At 49.9% G+C, this 17970-nt stretch carries 13 protein-coding genes; 9 read left to right on the plus strand and 4 right to left on the minus strand.

The window, feature by feature from the left end:
• Positions 1-891 (minus strand): IS256 family transposase (locus F557_RS19275; protein ID WP_019001693.1); only part of this gene is annotated, 891 nt, incomplete at its 3' end.
• Positions 892-1223: 332 nt separating this feature from the next.
• On the opposite strand from F557_RS19275, the gene hrpA reads away from it, so the two are divergent.
• The 4 genes from hrpA (at position 1224) to F557_RS0107885 (ending at position 8956) form a co-directional block, all read left to right on the plus strand.
• Complete coding sequence (hrpA, locus tag F557_RS0107865) at positions 1224-5156, plus strand: ATP-dependent RNA helicase HrpA (protein WP_169335177.1); 3933 nt, start codon at positions 1224-1226, stop codon at positions 5154-5156.
• Positions 5157-5173: 17 nt separating this feature from the next.
• Complete coding sequence (menA, locus tag F557_RS19280; RefSeq protein WP_019001695.1) at positions 5174-6214, plus strand: 1,4-dihydroxy-2-naphthoate octaprenyltransferase; 1041 nt, start codon at positions 5174-5176, stop codon at positions 6212-6214.
• A 649-nt stretch (positions 6215-6863) separates the two neighbouring features.
• The gene (gene rpsA / locus F557_RS0107880) at positions 6864-8540 is read left to right on the plus strand and encodes a 30S ribosomal protein S1 (RefSeq protein WP_019001697.1); all 1677 of its coding nucleotides are present in this window, start codon (positions 6864-6866) and stop codon (positions 8538-8540) included.
• Positions 8541-8731: 191 nt separating this feature from the next.
• Positions 8732-8956 (plus strand): hypothetical protein, encoded by a 225-nt coding sequence (locus F557_RS0107885; RefSeq protein WP_019001698.1) that lies wholly within the window; start codon positions 8732-8734, stop codon positions 8954-8956.
• 202 nt (positions 8957-9158) lie between these two features.
• Here the strand turns inward: F557_RS0107885 and sstT are convergent, their stop codons facing one another.
• Together sstT and F557_RS0107895 are read right to left on the minus strand one after the other, a co-directional pair.
• Positions 9159-10427: a serine/threonine transporter SstT gene (sstT, locus tag F557_RS0107890; protein ID WP_019001699.1), complete on the minus strand. Its 1269-nt coding sequence runs from the start codon at positions 10425-10427 to the stop codon at positions 9159-9161.
• A gap of 54 nt (positions 10428-10481) precedes the next feature.
• Positions 10482-10916, minus strand: a complete 435-nt coding sequence (locus F557_RS0107895; RefSeq protein WP_019001700.1) for a dUTP diphosphatase — start codon at positions 10914-10916, stop codon at positions 10482-10484.
• A gap of 263 nt (positions 10917-11179) precedes the next feature.
• Here F557_RS0107895 and F557_RS19285 point away from each other — a divergent pair, with 263 nt between their 5' ends.
• The 5 genes from F557_RS19285 (at position 11180) to F557_RS0107925 (ending at position 15476) form a co-directional block, all read left to right on the plus strand.
• Positions 11180-11653 carry a NanQ anomerase/TabA/YiaL family protein gene (locus F557_RS19285; protein ID WP_019001702.1) on the plus strand — a complete coding sequence of 158 codons (474 nt, stop codon included), beginning with the start codon at positions 11180-11182 and terminating at the stop codon, positions 11651-11653.
• Between the two features lie 156 nt (positions 11654-11809).
• On the plus strand, positions 11810-12169 hold the full coding sequence (locus F557_RS19290) for a LapA family protein (RefSeq protein ID WP_019001703.1): 360 nt from the start codon (positions 11810-11812) through the stop codon (positions 12167-12169).
• A 23-nt stretch (positions 12170-12192) separates the two neighbouring features.
• A complete protein-coding gene (locus F557_RS0107915; protein WP_019001704.1) occupies positions 12193-13386 on the plus strand; it encodes a tetratricopeptide repeat protein in 1194 nt (397 codons plus the stop codon).
• Positions 13387-13404: 18 nt separating this feature from the next.
• Positions 13405-14145, plus strand: coding sequence for an orotidine-5'-phosphate decarboxylase (gene pyrF / locus F557_RS0107920; protein WP_019001705.1), 741 nt, complete (start codon positions 13405-13407; stop codon positions 14143-14145).
• A gap of 377 nt (positions 14146-14522) precedes the next feature.
• Positions 14523-15476: a flagellin N-terminal helical domain-containing protein gene (locus F557_RS0107925; RefSeq protein WP_019001706.1), complete on the plus strand. Its 954-nt coding sequence runs from the start codon at positions 14523-14525 to the stop codon at positions 15474-15476.
• A gap of 532 nt (positions 15477-16008) precedes the next feature.
• Here F557_RS0107925 and F557_RS19295 read toward each other — a convergent pair.
• Positions 16009-17895 carry an EAL domain-containing protein gene (locus F557_RS19295; protein WP_019001707.1) on the minus strand — a complete coding sequence of 629 codons (1887 nt, stop codon included), beginning with the start codon at positions 17893-17895 and terminating at the stop codon, positions 16009-16011.
• Between the last annotated feature and the right edge of the window lie 75 nt (positions 17896-17970).

The following is a 17970-nucleotide window of genomic DNA, read 5'->3' on the forward strand; positions in this document are numbered from 1 at the left end:
TTTATCAACGGCATTATATACAGCCTTTATAGAATCGCAGAAAGCCTTATACGCCTTGCATGGAACGAATTCTAGTGCGTTTCTCATAAGGTGCACTATGCAACGCTGTACCACCGTATTAGGGAAAATGGTTTTAACGCCTTCCTCCAGTCCTGATACACCGTCCATGCACATAAAGAAAATGTCTTCTACTCCGCGTTCCTTAAGGCTGTCCAGTATATTCAGCCATTTGGATTTTGATTCTGTCGGATCAATCCACAGCCCAAGAATATCCTTTTTGCCCTCCATGTTGATACCCATAATTACGTACACCGCATGTTTTGAGGCTGGCTGACTTGCCTCCTGACTGTTCATGCTGACATAGATGCAGTCAACGTATACTACCGCATATACTGACTCCAGCCGGCGTGACCGCCATTCCTGAATCACTGGGGTAAGCCTTGCAATAATACATGAAACCATGGCCTGGCTGATTTCGCAGTGGTAGATTTCCGAGATGGTTTTGGCGATATCGGACTGACTCATTCCCATGCCATACAGGGAATAGATCTTGTCATCAATTCCGCATAAATCAGTCTTGTAGGTTCCTAAAAGACTAGGCTCAAAGCTACCGTCACGATCTCTCGGCACATCGATAACAATCTCTCCAAGATTGGTTTTAACAGTCTTGCTGCTGTACCCATTACGACGATCTGTTGTCTGCTTTGCCCCCTGGAAAGACCGGTTGTATCCCAAATGGCTATCCAGTTCTCCCTTAAGCATCTGTTCAACAGCTATTCCCAGTGCTTCACGCATGGTCTCCTGTACATCAGTAATGGAGCCATTGGCACATCCATTGGCAATTGCCTGAAATACATCCTGAGCAGCTTGACTATGTTTTTGTCTTGCCATTGTTCATTCCTTTTCATTTGTGAAAACTAACTGCGACATAACTGGGCCCATAATTATGCCACAGCATTACCTTGTTTACACAAAAATTTTATCACTCAGCAAAAAGGGGACATATTATCTGGTCATTGACAATAGAGTCTGTATGGTAATTCTTTATCATCTTGCAGCTCCCTTTCTGACACCATTTGCGCCTGGTTCCGGCCTTTTCCCCCACCTTTTCATTTATCCGGCCGTCATTAGCCGTTCCCTTTTGGTATAATCACGCGACTGACAGCATTGCTAGCAATATTTGATAAGTTTCCGGGTTCTGATCCCCCGGAAAGATGGTGAATATGGACGTTAAGATTACCTACAATTCTCTTCGGGACGCTCTCAGGAAAGCTTTGATTTCAGACAGTTCCCGCATCCTCCGTAAAGCCCGTACAGTATTTGGAACCCGCGAAAAACCCGTACGGAATCCGGATGAAACAAAGATTGAAGTACTGGCTCTGGAAACAGCGGCCGCTATTGAAAAGGCCACTCTCCGTGCGGCCCAGATCCCGGCAGTTTCATATCCCGAGGAGCTTCCCGTAAGCCAGCATCATGAGGAGATTGCTGAACTTATAAGGAAGCATCAGGTGGTGGTTATTGCCGGTGACACCGGTTCCGGTAAAACCACTCAGCTTCCCAAAATCTGCCTGGAGGCCGGTCTGGGCAGAAGGGGAATGATCGGGCACACCCAGCCCCGCCGTCTGGCGGCAAGAACAGTGGCCGACAGAATTTCCCGGGAGATTGGCGTACCTCTGGGAACACTGGTGGGATACAAGGTGCGCTTTGGCGACCGCACGGCAGACAATACCGTTATCAAGCTCATGACTGATGGTATTCTGCTTTCTGAGCTGGAGAATGATCGCTGGCTTAATGATTATGAGGTCATTATTGTTGACGAAGCTCATGAGCGCAGCCTTAATATCGACTTTATTCTGGGCTTTCTTCATGATCTTCTGAAAAAAAGAAAGGATCTCAAGCTTATTATTACCTCGGCCACCATTGATGTGGAGAAATTCGCCAGGCATTTTGGAAATGCTCCCGTTAAAATCGTTTCCGGCCGCACCTATCCGGTAGAGGTAAGATACGAGCCGATAAACGAGGAATTTGACGAAAACGACGAGCCGGAGATCGATGATGACGATCTGGAACATGCTGTACTGAGGGCTGTGGACGAGCTTACCCAGGAGGATCCTCTGGGAGACATCCTGGTGTTTCTTAACGGAGAAAAGGACATTGCCGACATGGCTGCCTTTCTCGGGAAGTGCAATCTTAAGGGCACTGAAATTCTTCCTCTGTATGCCCGACTCAGCAATACGGAGCAGAACCGGGTTTTTCAGGAGCATGCGCTCCGGAGAATAGTTCTGGCCACTAATGTGGCGGAAACCTCGGTTACCGTCCCCGGGATTCGCTACGTTATTGATCCCGGCACGGCGCGCATCAGCTTCTACAGTCCCAGAACCAAGGTGCAGCGCCTTCCGATAACCAGGATATCCCAGGCCAGTGCCAATCAGCGAAAGGGACGCTCCGGGCGTCTTTCTGCCGGTATCTGCATCCGTCTTTACAGCGAGCAGGACTTTCTTTCGCGGCCCGAGTTCACTCCGCCGGAGATTCAGAGAACTAATCTGGCTCAGGTTATTCTTAAAATGCTTTCTCTCAGAATCACCGATATTGGGGGATTTCCTTTTATTGATCCTCCCGAAAACCGGATGATAAATGACGGTATTAATCTTCTGGAACAGCTGGGAGCCATAGAGAAGGATCAAAACGGAACCGTGCGCCTTACTTCCACAGGAAAGCTCATGGCCAGATTCCCCTGTGATCCCCGTTTTTCCCGCATGCTGGTTGAATCTTCCCGGAGAGGGGCTCTCAGAGAGACCCTGATAATTACTGCCGCTCTTTCAGCCAGGGATGTTCGGGAGCGCCCTTTGAATATGCGGCAGACTTCGGATACGAGTCACGCCCGCTTTAACGACGAGAAATCTGACTTTATCTCGATTCTCAGGCTGTATGACTATCTTGTAAAGCTCAGGGACGAACAGACAGCCTCCCAGATGAAGAAGACCATGAAAAAGGAGTTCCTGTCGTTTCTGAGAATGCGGGAATGGTTTGACATTCTGGCTCAGATCCGGGAGTGTGCCGGGGAGAACGGCTTTAAGGAAAATACCGAACCTGCCACCTATGAGGAACTCCATATGTCTCTTCTGTCCGGAGTTTTAGGGCAGATAGGCATGAAATCATCCGAGGGCTATGAGTATCAGGGAACCCGTAGTACCAGATTCTACATATTTCCGGGTTCCGGAGTGTCCAGGAAGGCTCCTGCATGGATTATGGCCGCAGAGATTGCTGAAACCTCGAAGGTATATGCCAGAACTGTGGCCGCGATTGATCCGCTATGGCTGGAAAAGCTGGCTCCCCATCTGGTACGCTATTTCTGGAGTGATGAGTACTGGAGCAAGAAAAACGGTGCGGTTATGGCTCATGAAAAGGGTATGTTTCTGGGACTTACCCTGTTTGCGGGACGTACGGTGAACTACACCAGGCATAACCCCGCGCTCTGCCGGGAACTGATGATCCGGGAAGGGCTGGTAAACGGCGAGTTTTTCACCAGGGCGGCCTTCTTCCGGCACAATCTGGATCTGGTGGAAAAGGTGGAGGATCTGGAGGAGAAATCCCGCCATCGCGATATTCTGGTAAGCGAGGAAACTCTGTTTGCCTTCTATGACGAAAGAATTCCGGAGGACATTGCCGATGCCCGTTCCTTTGAAAAATGGTGGCAGGTAAAGGAAAAGGAGGATTCCGGATTCCTGAATTACGATATGGAGATGCTGAAACGCCGGGACACTTCCATGATAAGTCCGGACCTTTATCCGGATCATCTGGAGGCCGGAAATTTCAGAATCCCGCTTACCTATAATTTTGATCCCACAAAGGAGAATGACGGGGTTACCGCAGTCATCCCGATTACCGTACTTAATCAGATACCCGAGGACATTTTTCTGTGGCTGATTCCCGGTCTGCGGCTGGAATTGTTTACAGAGCTTATCAGGGCTCTTCCCAAAGTCCTGCGCCGCAGTTTTGTGCCGGCTCCGGATCATGCCCGCACCCTGTTTGAGAGTCTGAGCCCCGGGGATGGCTACTTTTGGGACGCTCTTACCGCCAGAATGACCAAAATGGCCGGAACCGTGATTAAGAAGGAGGATTTTGCACTGGAAAATCTTCCCAGACACCTCAGTTTTTATTTCCGTATCGTGAATACCAAGGGGAGGCTTATTGCCGAAGGCAGGGATCTCGGTCTTCTCCGGCATCAGCTTAAGGAGGATGTCAAGAATACCCTTGCCGAGGTTCTCAGAGATGCGCCCCGCAATACCAAATCCGATTCCTGGACCTTCGGCACCATACCGGAAACAGAAACCAGAAGAACCGGCAGTCTGGAGGTAATTGCCTATCCGGCTCTTCATGATTCCGGAGACGGTGTTACTCTGGAGCTTTATGGCTCCCGTGACGAGGCGGATCGGGAAATGTGGCAGGGGGAGAAGCGTCTTATCATGCTTTCCATCCCGAGTCCTCTCCGGTATCTGGAAAGCAAGCTTCCCAACAGGGCCAAGCTGGCGATGTATTTTAATGCCGTTGGCAGTGTGCAGACTCTGATAGCAGATCTGGAATCACTGGCACTGGACGATATTATGGAATCGCAGGGCGGAGCCTGCCGGGATCAGAAATCCTTCGACAGCATAGTGGAGGAGGCCAAATCCTCTATTTACGACCGGGTGCTGGTTCTGGCAGAGAAGGCGGAGCAGATTCTTCTTCGTGCCAATGATGTCAGAAAGCACCTTCGGGGGAGAATGGATCTTCAAACTGCCTATGCCTTCAGCGATATCGGAGGAGAGCTGAACCGTCTGGTCTGCAAGGGCTTTGCTACTTCCGCGACCATGAAATACTATTCAGAGCTGCCACGCTATCTGGATGCCATGCTGAAGCGTATTGAGAGACTGCCCCGGGATCCTTCACGGGATCGTCTGCTAATGCTGAAATGCCAGGCTGTGGAGGACCGGTATGAATCCCTGCTGGGGATGTTTTCCGGAAAAACGGTTCCCCGGGAAGTTCATCTGGTAAGGTATATGCTGGAGGAACTTAGGGTTTCACTGTTTGCGCAGAGCCTGGGAACCATGTATCCCGTATCGGAAAAACGGGTTAATGCGGAAATCGACCGTCTGACGGCTCTGTATCGCAGCTAGCAGGAAGCATAGAGAGAGTGACAGGGAATAAGGCAGAAGTTAAGAGAGAAAGCGGAGTAACGGATGTGAACGCAATGGATGAACAGATATCTGTAAACGGCAGCGATTCCGGGAGACAGACACGCGGGACGGCAGGGAAATGGCTGGAAGCCATGAGACTGAGAACGCTGCCGCTGTCCCTTTCGGCAGTGCTTCTTGGCGTGGCTATAGGATGTCTGGAGTCTGCCCCGGGAGACTCCCCCGTCAGACTGGGAATTCTGGCTGTTTTTATTCTGGCGACGGCGGTGCTTCTCCAGATTCTTTCAAATTTTGCCAATGATTACGGCGACAGCGTTTCCGGTGTTGATAATGCTGTCCGCGAGGGCCGGATCAGCGTTCTTCAGCAGGGGGGGATGACCAGAAAGGAGCTTCTCCGGGGAATACTGACCGCAGGGGTGCTGGCACTGGGCACTGGCAGTGTGTCGCTCCTTCTGGCTTTTATGGACAGTCCGGCGGCGCTATTGGGCTTCTGCATTCTGGGGGCACTTGCCGTGGCGGCTGCGGTAACCTATACCATCGGCATTGCCTACAGCTACCTGGGGCTGGGGGATCTTTCGGTATTCATTTTTTTCGGGCTGGTATCGGTCATGGGGGCTGAGTACATGATTGCCCATCAGGTCAGTGTCTGCGGGGTTCTGGCCGGATGCAACGCCGGAATTATGGCGGTGATGGTTCTCAATGTGAACAATCTCCGGGATTATGAGAGCGATATTGCCGGCGGAAAAAATTCTCTTGTGGTCAGAATGGGGCTTGCCGGAGGCCGGATGTATCACTGGGGACTTTGTAATGCTGCAGCACTTCTGCTGTTTGTGATCGGGGTAATTGTCAACTCCTGGTGGGCTCTTTTGCTGATTCCGGTGCTGATTCCGTTTTTCAGGGCGGCCGCTTTTGCCGGTTCCGGAAAAAACAGCGGAAAGGTGCTGGATCCGTATCTTAAGAAAACCTCTGTAAGCTCTTCCCTGATTAATCTGACGCTGATTCTGGTGCTGGTGTTTGCGGCACTGTCCAAAGGAAACTGACAGCCTGGTAGTTCTTGATTTGCCAGCCGGATGAAGGCGGATTTCCGGCTGGGAAGTTACTATTCACAGTCCTTAAAAGTACCACCGCTGTCCGACGAAAGAAGAAAGGAGGGGTGGCAGATTTTCGTATGCGTAAACCCCCCCGGATTTCTGTTTCACAAAGGATAGCTTCCAGTCATATTTTCCTCCAATTGGATATAAAAATCCTTATGGTAGGGTTATACCACAAGGATTAAAAATCAAGTAAAGGTTAAACAAAGTTAGATTTTTTAAGGGGTTAAATGGGGGAATGGTGCGGGAGATCGGTTTTTGTCAGAAGGCTGAACCATGTCGCTGATCAGGACTGAAAAACAAAAAATAAGGGAGAAATGACTGCTAGGCCAGGCGGAGTAACGGCTGATGCAGAAAACAGCTATTATGAACCGGCTGTGAATAGTAACGCTGGGAAAACTGCTGTTCAGAAAATAGCCGCTATTTTTGTGATGATACTTTTGTTTTTTCAAAAAACTGATATAATGCTCAAACTTTGAACGATGACCTGGTGGTCACTCGTTGAAGATCGTTGCAGCCACGGATGGCGGCAATTTTTGTGTAACTCCTCCCGGCATGATGTCTGGCGGCTTTTTTAAAATTTTTTTAAGTACTTATTATGTCCGAATCTTTTGCTGAGCTTTTTGAAAAAAGTGAGAGCACCAAACTTAACACTGTTGTTAAGGGTGTTGTTGTTTCCGTTGATGACAAGTCTGTAATCATCGATACTCATTCCAAATCCGAATCCATTGTTCCTGTTGATTCCTTCAAGGATGCCGAGGGCAATGTTACCGTTCAGGTAGGCGACGAGGTTGATGTAGTCCTCAAGAGTATTGCTGATGATGACGGCTCTACTGTTGTTTCACGTGACGAAGCTAAGCGTGTTGAATCCTGGAGCAAGCTGGAAGAAGCTCTTAAGAATAACGAAGTTGTTGTAGGCGTTATCGAAGACAAGGTTAAGGGCGGCTTTACTGTATCCGTTGAGGGTATTCGTGCCTTCCTGCCTGGTTCTCTTGTTGATGTACGTCCTGTTCGCGATACCAGCGACATTGAGAAGAAGCCTCTGGAATTCAAGGTTATTAAACTTGATCAGAAGCGGAACAACGTGGTTGTTTCCCGCCGTGCTGTTATTGAAACCGAGCACAATGCTGATCGTCAGACCATTCTTGGTCAGCTTGAGGAAGGTCAGGTTATTACCGGCGTTGTCAAGAATCTTACCGATTACGGTGCATTCGTTGACCTCGGCGGCATTGACGGTCTCCTCCACATTACTGATATGGCCTGGAAGCGTGTTAAGCATCCTGGTGAGGTTGTTTCCGTTGGTCAGGAAATCGAAGTTAAGGTTCTTAAGTTCGACAAGGAAAGAAGCCGTGTATCCCTTGGCCTGAAGCAGCTGGGACCTGATCCCTGGGCTAACATTGCTGAACGTTATCCTGCAAACACCGAAATCGAGGGTACTGTTACCAACCTCGCTGATTACGGCTGCTTTGTTGAGATTGAAGAGGGCGTTGAAGGCCTCGTTCACGTTTCCGAGATGGACTGGACCAACAAGAACGTTCATCCTTCCAAGTTCGTTTCTATTGGCGAGAAGGTAAGAGTAAAGGTTCTCGACATCGATCCGGACAAGCGTCGTATTTCTCTCGGCCTCAAGCAGTGCAAGCCGAATCCTTGGAAGATCTTCAGCGAGCAGCATAAGGTTGGCGAGAAGATCACCGGCATTATCAAGAGCGTTACCGAGTTCGGTATGTTTGTTGGTCTTGAGGGCGGTATTGACGGTCTGGTACACCTTAAGGATATCAGCAGCTCTGAGGGCGAAAAGACCCTTATGAGCTACAAGGAAATGAAGGGCAAGGAAGTTACTGCTGTAATTACCAGCATCGAAGCTGATCGTGAGCGCGTATCTCTGGGTATTCGTCAGCTTGAAGAAGAGCCGTTCTCTGCTTATGCAGAAAACCTCAAGAAGGGTTCTTCTGTAGTTACCGGTACCATCAAGTCTGTAACCCCTGAGGGTGCTGTTGTTGCTCTTGCCGATGACGTTGAGGGCTACATCCGCGCTGCTGATGCTTCTACCGACAATGTTGATGATGCCACCACCGTATTTGCCGTTGGTGACAGCGTTGAGGCTGTGTTCCTGGGCATCGATCGTCGTGAGCACAAGCTTTCTCTCTCTGTACGTGCCAAGGCTCGTGCTGAAGAGAAGAAGACCTTCGACGATATCAAGGCTTCTAACAAGGAAGCTTCCAAGAACAATACCAATGCAATGCAGGAAGCTTTCAAGCTTGCAAAGGGCGAATAATTCAGACGTGAGGAGCTGTCTTTTGGCAGCCTGATGACTGAAAAAATGAAAAGCCGGAGTTCAGAGATGGATTCCGGTTTTTTTTTGTCGCTGTTAACCATAATTATCCCTATCACATCTCATCCTACCCTGCCTCACCTCAAGCCAAAGTCATTTTTCATCCTGGCTCTATCCGTGTGGAACTCCCGTCGGTGGGCACCGGGATCGCATCTCTGCCCCCGGATTTTCGGGACTTTATGGAATTTTCCGCTCCGGAAGGCGGAAGGGAGCAAAGGCTCGTGGTGTATACGGCATATCCAGCCCTGATTATTTATGGTCTGGGGCTGATGATAAATTCCGGCCAGGGAATTATTCATCAGGAATTAATAACTGACTATGAGAGGCCCGTATCCGGAACCAGAATCACGTGGCATTAGGCAGCAAAAATTACAGCAGAAAAGAAAATCACTGAGCAGGCGGATTTTGGGACATCCTGTCCAAGCACTGACATTATGGGAGATTTTTAAAAGCACGCAGCCTGTTTGTCAGGCAAATACGGAGCTGTGATACAGACCTGGTATGTTCGCGGATAAAAAAACGGGATGCGTAATCCCGTTTTGGTGAAACAGTGGAGCTTTTTCAGAAATTGGTTTCAGACGCTGCTTTTACAGCCTGAATCCGGGCTTCTTCCTTCATTTGCTGCCTTTTACTCAGCGCAATGGTAAACAGTGCGTCGGAGGAGCTGTTCAGGGCTGTTTCGCAGGAATCCTGAACCACTCCGATGACCATTCCGATACCGACCATCTGCATGGCAATGTCGTTTCCGATACCGAAGAGAGAACAGGCCAAAGGTATCAGCATCAGGGATCCTCCGGCAATCCCTCCGGCTCCGCAGGCACAGATTGAAGCCATGAAGCAGAGGAGAATTGCTGTCCAGATGTCCAGGGGAAGTGTTCCGCCATTAAGCGAAGCCACCGCTGTGAGGGTAAGAACACTCACGGTTATTGCAGCTCCGGCCATATTCACGGTGGCTCCCAGAGGAATGGATATTGAGCTCATGCTTCTGGGAACTTTCATTTTGTCGCAAAGCTGCATGTTTACCGGAATGTTGGCCGCCGAGCTTCTGGTGAAGAATGCATAGTAGGCGCTGTTGACAAGGCAGTTGAAAACCAGCGGGAAGGGGTTTCTGCGGGTAATAAGGAATACCAGAAACGGATTAATGATGAGAGCGGATATGGCCATTACGGCTACCAGTACCTCGATTACCAGCAGATATTTGGCCAGTCCTTCAATGCCTCCCTGCGAAACAATGGAGTCGTAAACCAGTCCCATAACTCCCAGCGGGGCCAGGCAGATCACGATTCTTACAATATTGGTCACCACCGAGGCCAGATCCTCCAGAACCCTTTTAGTGGTATCGGCGGCATTGCGGAACATAAAGCCGAGAGCCGATGCCCATACCAGAATCGAAATGTAGTTGGCATTGATGAGGGCGTTAACCGGATTGTCCACAGCACTAACCAGAATGTTTGAAAGAACATCTGCGATGCTGCTGACAGCGGCGGCGCTCTCGGGACCGGCTGTTTTCAGGTTCACTGTTGTGGGAAATATGAAGGAGGCGGCAACGGCGGTAACAGCAGCCAGGAAGGTGGAGACAAAATAGATTATGATGAGTTTCCAGAGCTGATTCCTGCTACCCTTCTGATGAGCGGCAATGGCGGAGGTGACCAGCACCAGCACCAGAAGCGGTGCCACGCTCTTGAGCGCCTTGACAAACAGTTCGCCGAAACCTTTTACAAAGGAAAAAGGCTCCGGACAGTAAACTGCCAGGATAATTCCGATTATGAGACCGATAACGATCTGCAGAACCAGAGGTACTTTTTTATAGACTGCGAATATTGGGGTCATGAACAAATCTCGCTTTAGACTGTTTGTGAGCAGTAAAACCGGTGTTTTTCGGGACTATTTTCCGGTACTTCCGAAACCGCCCTGACCGCGGCTGGTGTCCGAAAGCTCATCGGTGATTTCAACGGTTTCATAGCGTACTGGAACAATAATGGCCTGAATGGCACGTTCGCCCCTCTTATAGCTGATGGCTGTACTGGAGGTGTTGTCTTCTGCCTCGTCAACCACGAGGTGGGCAATCCATTCCCCGCGGTAGTCGCTGTCAATAACTCCGACAGTGTTTCTAAGCGCGATGCCGCGGATTCCGGCACTGCTTCTTGGCAGAAGCAGGGCAACAAAGCCGTGAGGAACTTCGGCGGCGAATCCCAGCTTTACCACATTGTCCCTTCCGGCGGACAGCACCGTGTCTTCCTGAAAATAGATGTCCATGCCGGCCGAATCATGCTTGATTTCCGGGGGAATGAAATTACTGACCAGTGGTTTTACCTTCATATCTTTATACCTGTAAAAGCTGCTAGAGAAGGGGGCTACCGGATTCCCGTGGAAGCCCCTGAATGCCGCTATTCTACCTTTTACAGCCGGAAGTATCAAAAGACTGCGGTTTGTCACTCGGATAATCGTGACATTTATTCCGGCGTTTTCAGTCAGAATGTCTGGTGGGAAGACAGGAAGTGCGGGATGAAAAACTTTAACAGCATTGCCGAAAAATAGTAAAATTCAGGAGATGTGTGCTGAAATATTGAAATGGGGTTTTTATGATTGCGGGGCATCTTGGGGACGAATTTTCAGAAAAGCTGCTGGGCGAATATGCGGTATGGATTAACAGAGCTCTTCGGGATAGGCTTCCCGAAGGACGGCTGGAGCTGGAGACCGACGGCCGCGTTTTTGCGAATTTCGACACGAACATGACTGAACCTCAGGATGTCAGAATGGCAGAATACCACCGGCGCTATCTTGATGTTCATGTGATCCTGGAAGGCAGGGAGCGGATTGGTTTCCGGGCGGAGGCTCTGAAAATCGGGGCGGCTTCCGGCAATGATCCGGAAGGCATTCCCTATTCGGACGAAAAGGATATCGGATTTCTGGATCGGGCAGTGCCGCTTTCCTATACGGATCTCGGTCCTGGCGATTTTGTGATCTTTTATCCCGGAGAGATTCACAAGCCGCTGTGCTGCATTAATGCTCCTGCCGAGGTGAAAAAGCTGATACTGAAGGTGCGGATTTTCTGAGTTTTCCGGAATCGCGGGCCTGGTGCTTTCATAAGGACGGGGCTTCCTGTTTTTTGCTGTTATAATATCGGGCGGGACAGAGTGTCCGGAGACCGGTTTCGTATTGTTTAGTGTGGGTGATTTCGGCATAAAGGCCGACTTTACCGGAAAGTGTTTATGATTCGTAAAATATTAAAGTATTGCTATTTTCTGTTTTTGCTGGTGATAATGGTTCTGACACTGGCTCTGGGAATGTCCAACGACAGCAGTGTGGTGCTGAATCTGCTGGCAGGGAAGACGGAAATCACGGTTTCTGCGCTTATGGGGTTTTCGTTTCTGGCGGGGGCGGTGTTTTTCAGTCTGATCTGGGCTTACATCGTTTTCTCCCAGTGGATTGCCATCCGGAATCTGAAACGCCGGATTCGCAGGATGGAGCGGGACGGGGTGCCGGCCCCTGGTGAAGGGATTCCCAAAAAGGATACCCTCCTGGATGTTCCTGAAGATTCCGGAACAGTCAGAGCTATTTCTGCCGGCTGACTGACAGGAGATGCGGCCGTATCATGATTGAGCTTCTGTTCCTCCTTTTGCCAGTGGCAGCTTTTTACGGCTGGTATATGGGGTATCATGCTGCGCTCCGGAACAATGAGAACAGAAATTCAGGAAAGATCAGAAATCTTACCCGCGGTCTCAATTTCTTTTTTAATCATGACCGCAAAAAGGCTGCCGACGAGCTTATCAGTTTCTATGACAGTCAGTCCAATCACAGCTTTGAGGAAAACCTCGCTCTGGGAAATCTTTACCGCGAAAGAGGGGAGATGGAGCGGGCCATCAATTTTCATAACAATATCATGATCATGGAGGGCCTTTCCTCCGATGAAAGAGCATGTGCTCTTCTGGAGCTGGCCCGGGATTTTATTAAGTCGGGACTTCTGGACAAGGCCGAGGAAATTCTGAAGGAGCTTATCAGCTATGATGCAGAAAAATCCCGGGCCTGTGAGCTTCTGGTAAAGCTGTATGACCAGGAAAAGGAATGGCATAAGGCTCTGGATACTATAAAGAGCTTCCGGAACATTTTTCGTTCTGCGGCAAATATCAGCATCAAGGAAGCCGAGTATTTCTGCGAGCTTGGCAATGACGCCTTTTCGGTAAAGCAGGAAAAGGAAGCTCTGGAATACTTTAAAAAGGCGGTTCAGGTGAATGGCACCTGCGTCAGGGCTTATCTTAACATTGCCAAGATTAATATTGAAAACAGGCGGTTCCGGGAGGCTCTGGAGGCTCTGGAGGCCTTTTCCGAAGCGGCTCCCCAGATGATCAGTCTCTGCGTTAAGCTCCTGGCACGGTGTTTTCCGGAGGATAGCGGCGCACAGGAGCTGGAGATTCTGGAAAAGTGGCTCCAGCGCTCCGGATCCGAGGCGGTGGCTCTCCGGATTGCCACTATTATCTGCAATACCCGGGGGGTTTCCGATGCCGAGGAGTTTATTATCAGGTATCTTAAGAAATACTCCAGTATCAGAGTGTTTTCCTTGCTGATGGATCTCCGGCTGGAGTCTCTGGATTCTCAGAGTCAGCAGAAGCTGCTGGTTTTCAAAAGCCTTATTGATGCCCAGAAGATTAATTCCAGCCGTTTTGTCTGCCGGCACTGCGGCTTTAAATCGCAGATGCTGTTCTGGAAGTGTCCCAGCTGTCATAAATGGGAGACCATGCAGCCAAATGCTTCAGTTGATTTTTCGCAGGAATCTTTGCCTCCTGCCTGATTTTTTTAAGGATTGAATATGACTGAGTCAGCTACTCGTAAAACAGATTCCGGGGTAAAGGATCCGAGGATAATCGTAGCGCTTGATTTTGCCACGGAGCGGGAAGCGGATGCTCTGGTAGCACGCCTGGATCCCGCCAGAGCCCGGCTGAAAATAGGAAAGGAGATGTTTACCCGATTTGGTCCGGAAATGGTCCGGCGCTATCAGGGACAGGGCTTTGAGATCTTTCTGGATCTCAAGTTTCATGACATTCCCAATACGGTGGCCCGGGCCGTGGCCGGGGCAGCAGAGCTGGGAGTATGGATGGTTAATGTTCATGCCATGGGCGGTGAAAAAATGATGACCAGGGCCGCAGAGGCGCTTCAGGAGTTCGGAAAGGATCGTCCGAAGCTGATTGCCGTTACCGTGCTTACCAGCATGGATGCCTCCCAGCTTTCCGGAGTGGGGATTATGGATACCGTTGAAAACGAAGTGACCAGGCTGGCCGTACTGGCCCGGAATTCCGGTCTTGACGGAGTTGTTTCCAGTGCCAGGGAAGCCGGAATCATCAGGAAAAGCATTCCCGGAGAGTTCTTAATTGTAACTCCGGGGATCAGGCCGAAATGGGCGGAAACCAATGACCAGATACGGATTGTTACTCCCGCGGACGCCCTGAGAGGGGGATCCGACTATCTGGTTATCGGAAGACCGATTACGAGAAGCCAGGATCCGCTGGAGGCTTTGCGGCTTATTTCCGAGGAAATAGAGGCCGTTCTTTAGAAGCCTGGCCAGCGCCGCCAGCCGTGTTTTGGTAAAGCATTGCTATATACAGATCTGAATGCCGTTTTCCGCTATCAGGAGAACGGCATTTTTGCTGTGTCCGGAAAAGTCTGTAACAGGTAGGTATCCGGAAGAAACGGGGCTGCTTTGGAGGCGGGGGTAATAGAAAACATGGTGACATTTGTCGCAATGTGTTGAAATTTACTCGTTTTTAAATCAAGTTCCCAGCTGTTCCGCCGCTATGTATTCGCAGGGGCTGTTATTTAGCAGCTTCCGCTATAAAGGCATTTCCATACCATAGTAATAAGAATAACTGACTTCCGGGGATTTTCAGGAATTTCCAGGAGAACCCGTGACAGATTTGAGAGGAATAAAACATGGCACTGTATGTCAATACCAATGTCTCATCGCTGAATGCCCAGCGCATGATGGCAAATTCCACCAACGCTCTGGATACCTCCTATAAACGGCTGGCTTCAGGACTCCGCATAAACAGCGCCAAGGACGATGCCGCGGGGCTTCAGATTTCCGATCGTCTTACGTCCCAGATTAACGGCCTTAATCAGGGGAATCGCAATGCTCAGGACGGTATTTCCTTCGCCCAGACTGCCGAGGGCGCCATGGAGGAAATGACCAATATGTACCAGCGAATCCGCACCCTGGCGCTCCAGTCTGCCAACGGTACCAATTCGCAGGATGATCGGAATGCTCTTCAGCAGGAGGTGGAGTCGCTCTGCGCCGAAATCGACAGGATAACCACTGATACCACCTTCGCCGGCGAGACGATTTTTGATAAAACCTCCATAAGCTTTCAGGTGGGAGCTGATGCCAATCAGCAGATTTCGCTTAGCATGCAGGGATCTACAAAATCATATCTGAACAAGGTAAACGGAATCGGAACAGCCAGCAATCTTGGTGGCTGGACTGTAAAGGATCTGTATACCGTGATAGGTAATTCGTCAGCTACAATTAATGGTACCAAGGATGTAGCCAGACCGGGGGACACCGGAAATACCAAGTCCGGAAAGTCCTTTGATATTTCCAATGTCGACAAGGCTCAGGATGTGCTGGCTACCATTGATTCGTACATAGCGGTTGTGGATGCCAAGAGAGCCGACTTCGGCGCGGTGCAGAACCGGCTGGAGTCCGCCATCAGAAACCAGTGCAACGTGGCGGAGAATGTGGCTGCCGCCAGAAGCCGCATCCGGGATACCGATTTTGCCTCCGAGACTGCGGCCATGACCCAGCAGAACATTATCCAGCAGGCATCCCAGTCCATTCTGAGCCAGGCTAATCAGCGGCCGCAGGTAGCGCTGAGCCTTCTGGGATAGTTTCTGTCGGACACTGAAGAAAAAAGCCTGTCCCCGCGGACGGGCTTTTATTATGCGGGATTCTCTATTTATAGGGGGGTGTTCCCAGCTGTCAGTGCTTTTTTTAAATGTCTTAAAACCTGCTAGATAAACTGTCTGTTTTTCTGCTCCAGAATTTTTGTATCTGACCGCTCTGGCAGAGGTTCTGACATGTTTTCAACATTGTCAGACTTACTAGCAAATTTATCTATTATTTCGCTCACGCTTTTCCATTTCTGAACCCTATTTCGGAAAGACTGGCAAAGGGGAGGCTTTAATAACATGATATTTTGCTAAGCACAGACGCAATTTGCATGGAAGGGGAGGTGTAAGAGGAACGTGTAAACAGGAACTGGAGAAAGGCGATAATAAACACGGAGAGGTTGGAGCGGCAGTTCATGGCATACTTGATTTCACCGTCTTTCTTCCGAAAGCTTCATAATAAAAAGCGCATCAAAACTTAATCTGATGCGCTTACTGTCCTTATTAGGTCAGGCTAATTCAGGCCGGGCTTTCAGCCGTACATCGGCCGGGGGGCCGGAGCCGGACCGTTCTTTTCCTTTTCCAGATCCACCTCATCGGTGAGCTCGGCAGGCTTGGCTACTACATAGCCCTGAACGGCATCAATGTACAGGTTTTCCAGATGCTGCTTCTGGGCTATGCTTTCCACGCCTTCGGCAACCACCACGCATCCCAGTCTGTGAGATACCTCGATGATCATGCGGATAAACTGCAGTGAGCTCAGGTCGTTGTCGAACTTCTGGCAGAGGTTCGGATCGAGCTTAATATAGTTAGGCTTCAGATCTCTGTAGATGGTGAAGGACTCAATGCCGTGTCCGAAATGGCTGATGCTGGTATTGGCGTGAGACCGTCCGATGATGGAGAAAAGTCTTTCGGCTGCCATTACGTTGCTGGAGAGGATCTGCTCGTCAATCTCAAATACCAGGTTAGGGGCAATGTCGGCGTTTCTCAGCAGGGTTCTTTCCAGCCAGAGGAGGAAGGAGGTGCTGATGAGCGCGTTAGCGGAGAGATTGATTCCGAAACGGGCATCAGAGCCTTTCTGCAGCTTTCTGTACTTGGCGATGATGGATTCAATGATCATTTCTTCAAGACGAACCAGAAGGTCATGTCTGAGAGCGGCCGCCAGAATGGACTCAGTGGAAAGAGACTCGCCGTCCTTGGTAAAGAAGCGGGCATAGATTTCGAAGTACGGACGAATAGAGATGTTCATGCTTCTGATAGGCTGGTAGTACAGGGTAATAGCCTTTCTGTTAATGATGTCAAGCACAGTCTGACGCCAGTGCATTTCACCCTGGAGATAGCCTTCGGTATCTTCCTTCTGAACATAATAGCCGTTGATAGGGCCGGTCTGAGCTCTGGCAAGTGCAAAATCAGCGCGGGAGAAAATAACCTCTTCTCTTTCGTTGTTGGTAAAGAGGGTATAGCCGCTGTAGCAGATGCTGTCAAAATCAAAATCCTTGCGGAAGCTTTCGATCTGAACCTTGAGATCCTGGTTAAGGAGCATGATCTGCTCTTCTTTTCCGCCGGGAATGAGAATAGCGAAATCGGAGCCGGAAATGCGGTAGGCCTTGGCATTGTTGAAGCTCTTGATGGCATTGTTAACCAGCTTGGCAACGTCATGGATGTACTTGTCACCCATCTGATAGCCGCGGCTCTGGTTGATGTCCTGCACGCTGGAGGATCTGATGATGCCCAGAATGCTGGTGCCGTTGGTCTGCTTGGTGAGCTCCCGGGTGAAATCTCTCTTGAACATGTTGCGATTGAAGAGGCCAGTAAGCGGATCGATGGCAGCCTGGGTTTCGAGTGTTTCCACCTTTTCCAGAGCGTCCTTGAGCTTGGTAGAGTTTTCCTTTTCCTGCTTGGTAAGCACCTGGGTGAGTTCCTCGTAGGGGAGATCCTCATACCGCTTGTCCACAATGGCCTTTCTCATGTCGAGAATGTCCTTTTCATTGTTTTTGGACACAATGGACACTGCAAATGCGGCTGACAGTAAGATGGAAACCACTGCAGTGCACACGCGGATCAGGAGATCCTTCAGAGCAGGAGAGGGGGACAGGGAATAGCTGACCTTGACATCATTGGAGGAGATAGTGTTATCAAGGGGCAGAATTATGCTGGCAACAGGGGACTGCAACTCCGGAGCGGAATAGTTGTAGATGCTGGAACCGTTTTTTTCAACCTTGAGCTCGGTCAGATTGTATTCATTCACCAGCAGAACACCATCGAATGATGAGTTGGTGACCGACGCTTCAATGCGTTCTCGAGCCTGATCTGCAACCCGGGAGACTTCTCCCCGGCTTACAAAATACAGAACGCCCAAACATACTAGGCTCAGTATCGCAGCTACGCCAAAAGCTTTGTTCTGCGCTGATATTGACATAAGGTCTCTCCCTGCTAACTACTATTTTTCTCCGGTAATCCGTATTACGGAAGAACTTTTTATCCGGACCACCTT

This window comes from Succinimonas amylolytica DSM 2873 (assembly GCF_000378405.1).
Classification (GTDB): domain Bacteria; phylum Pseudomonadota; class Gammaproteobacteria; order Enterobacterales; family Succinivibrionaceae; genus Succinimonas; species Succinimonas amylolytica.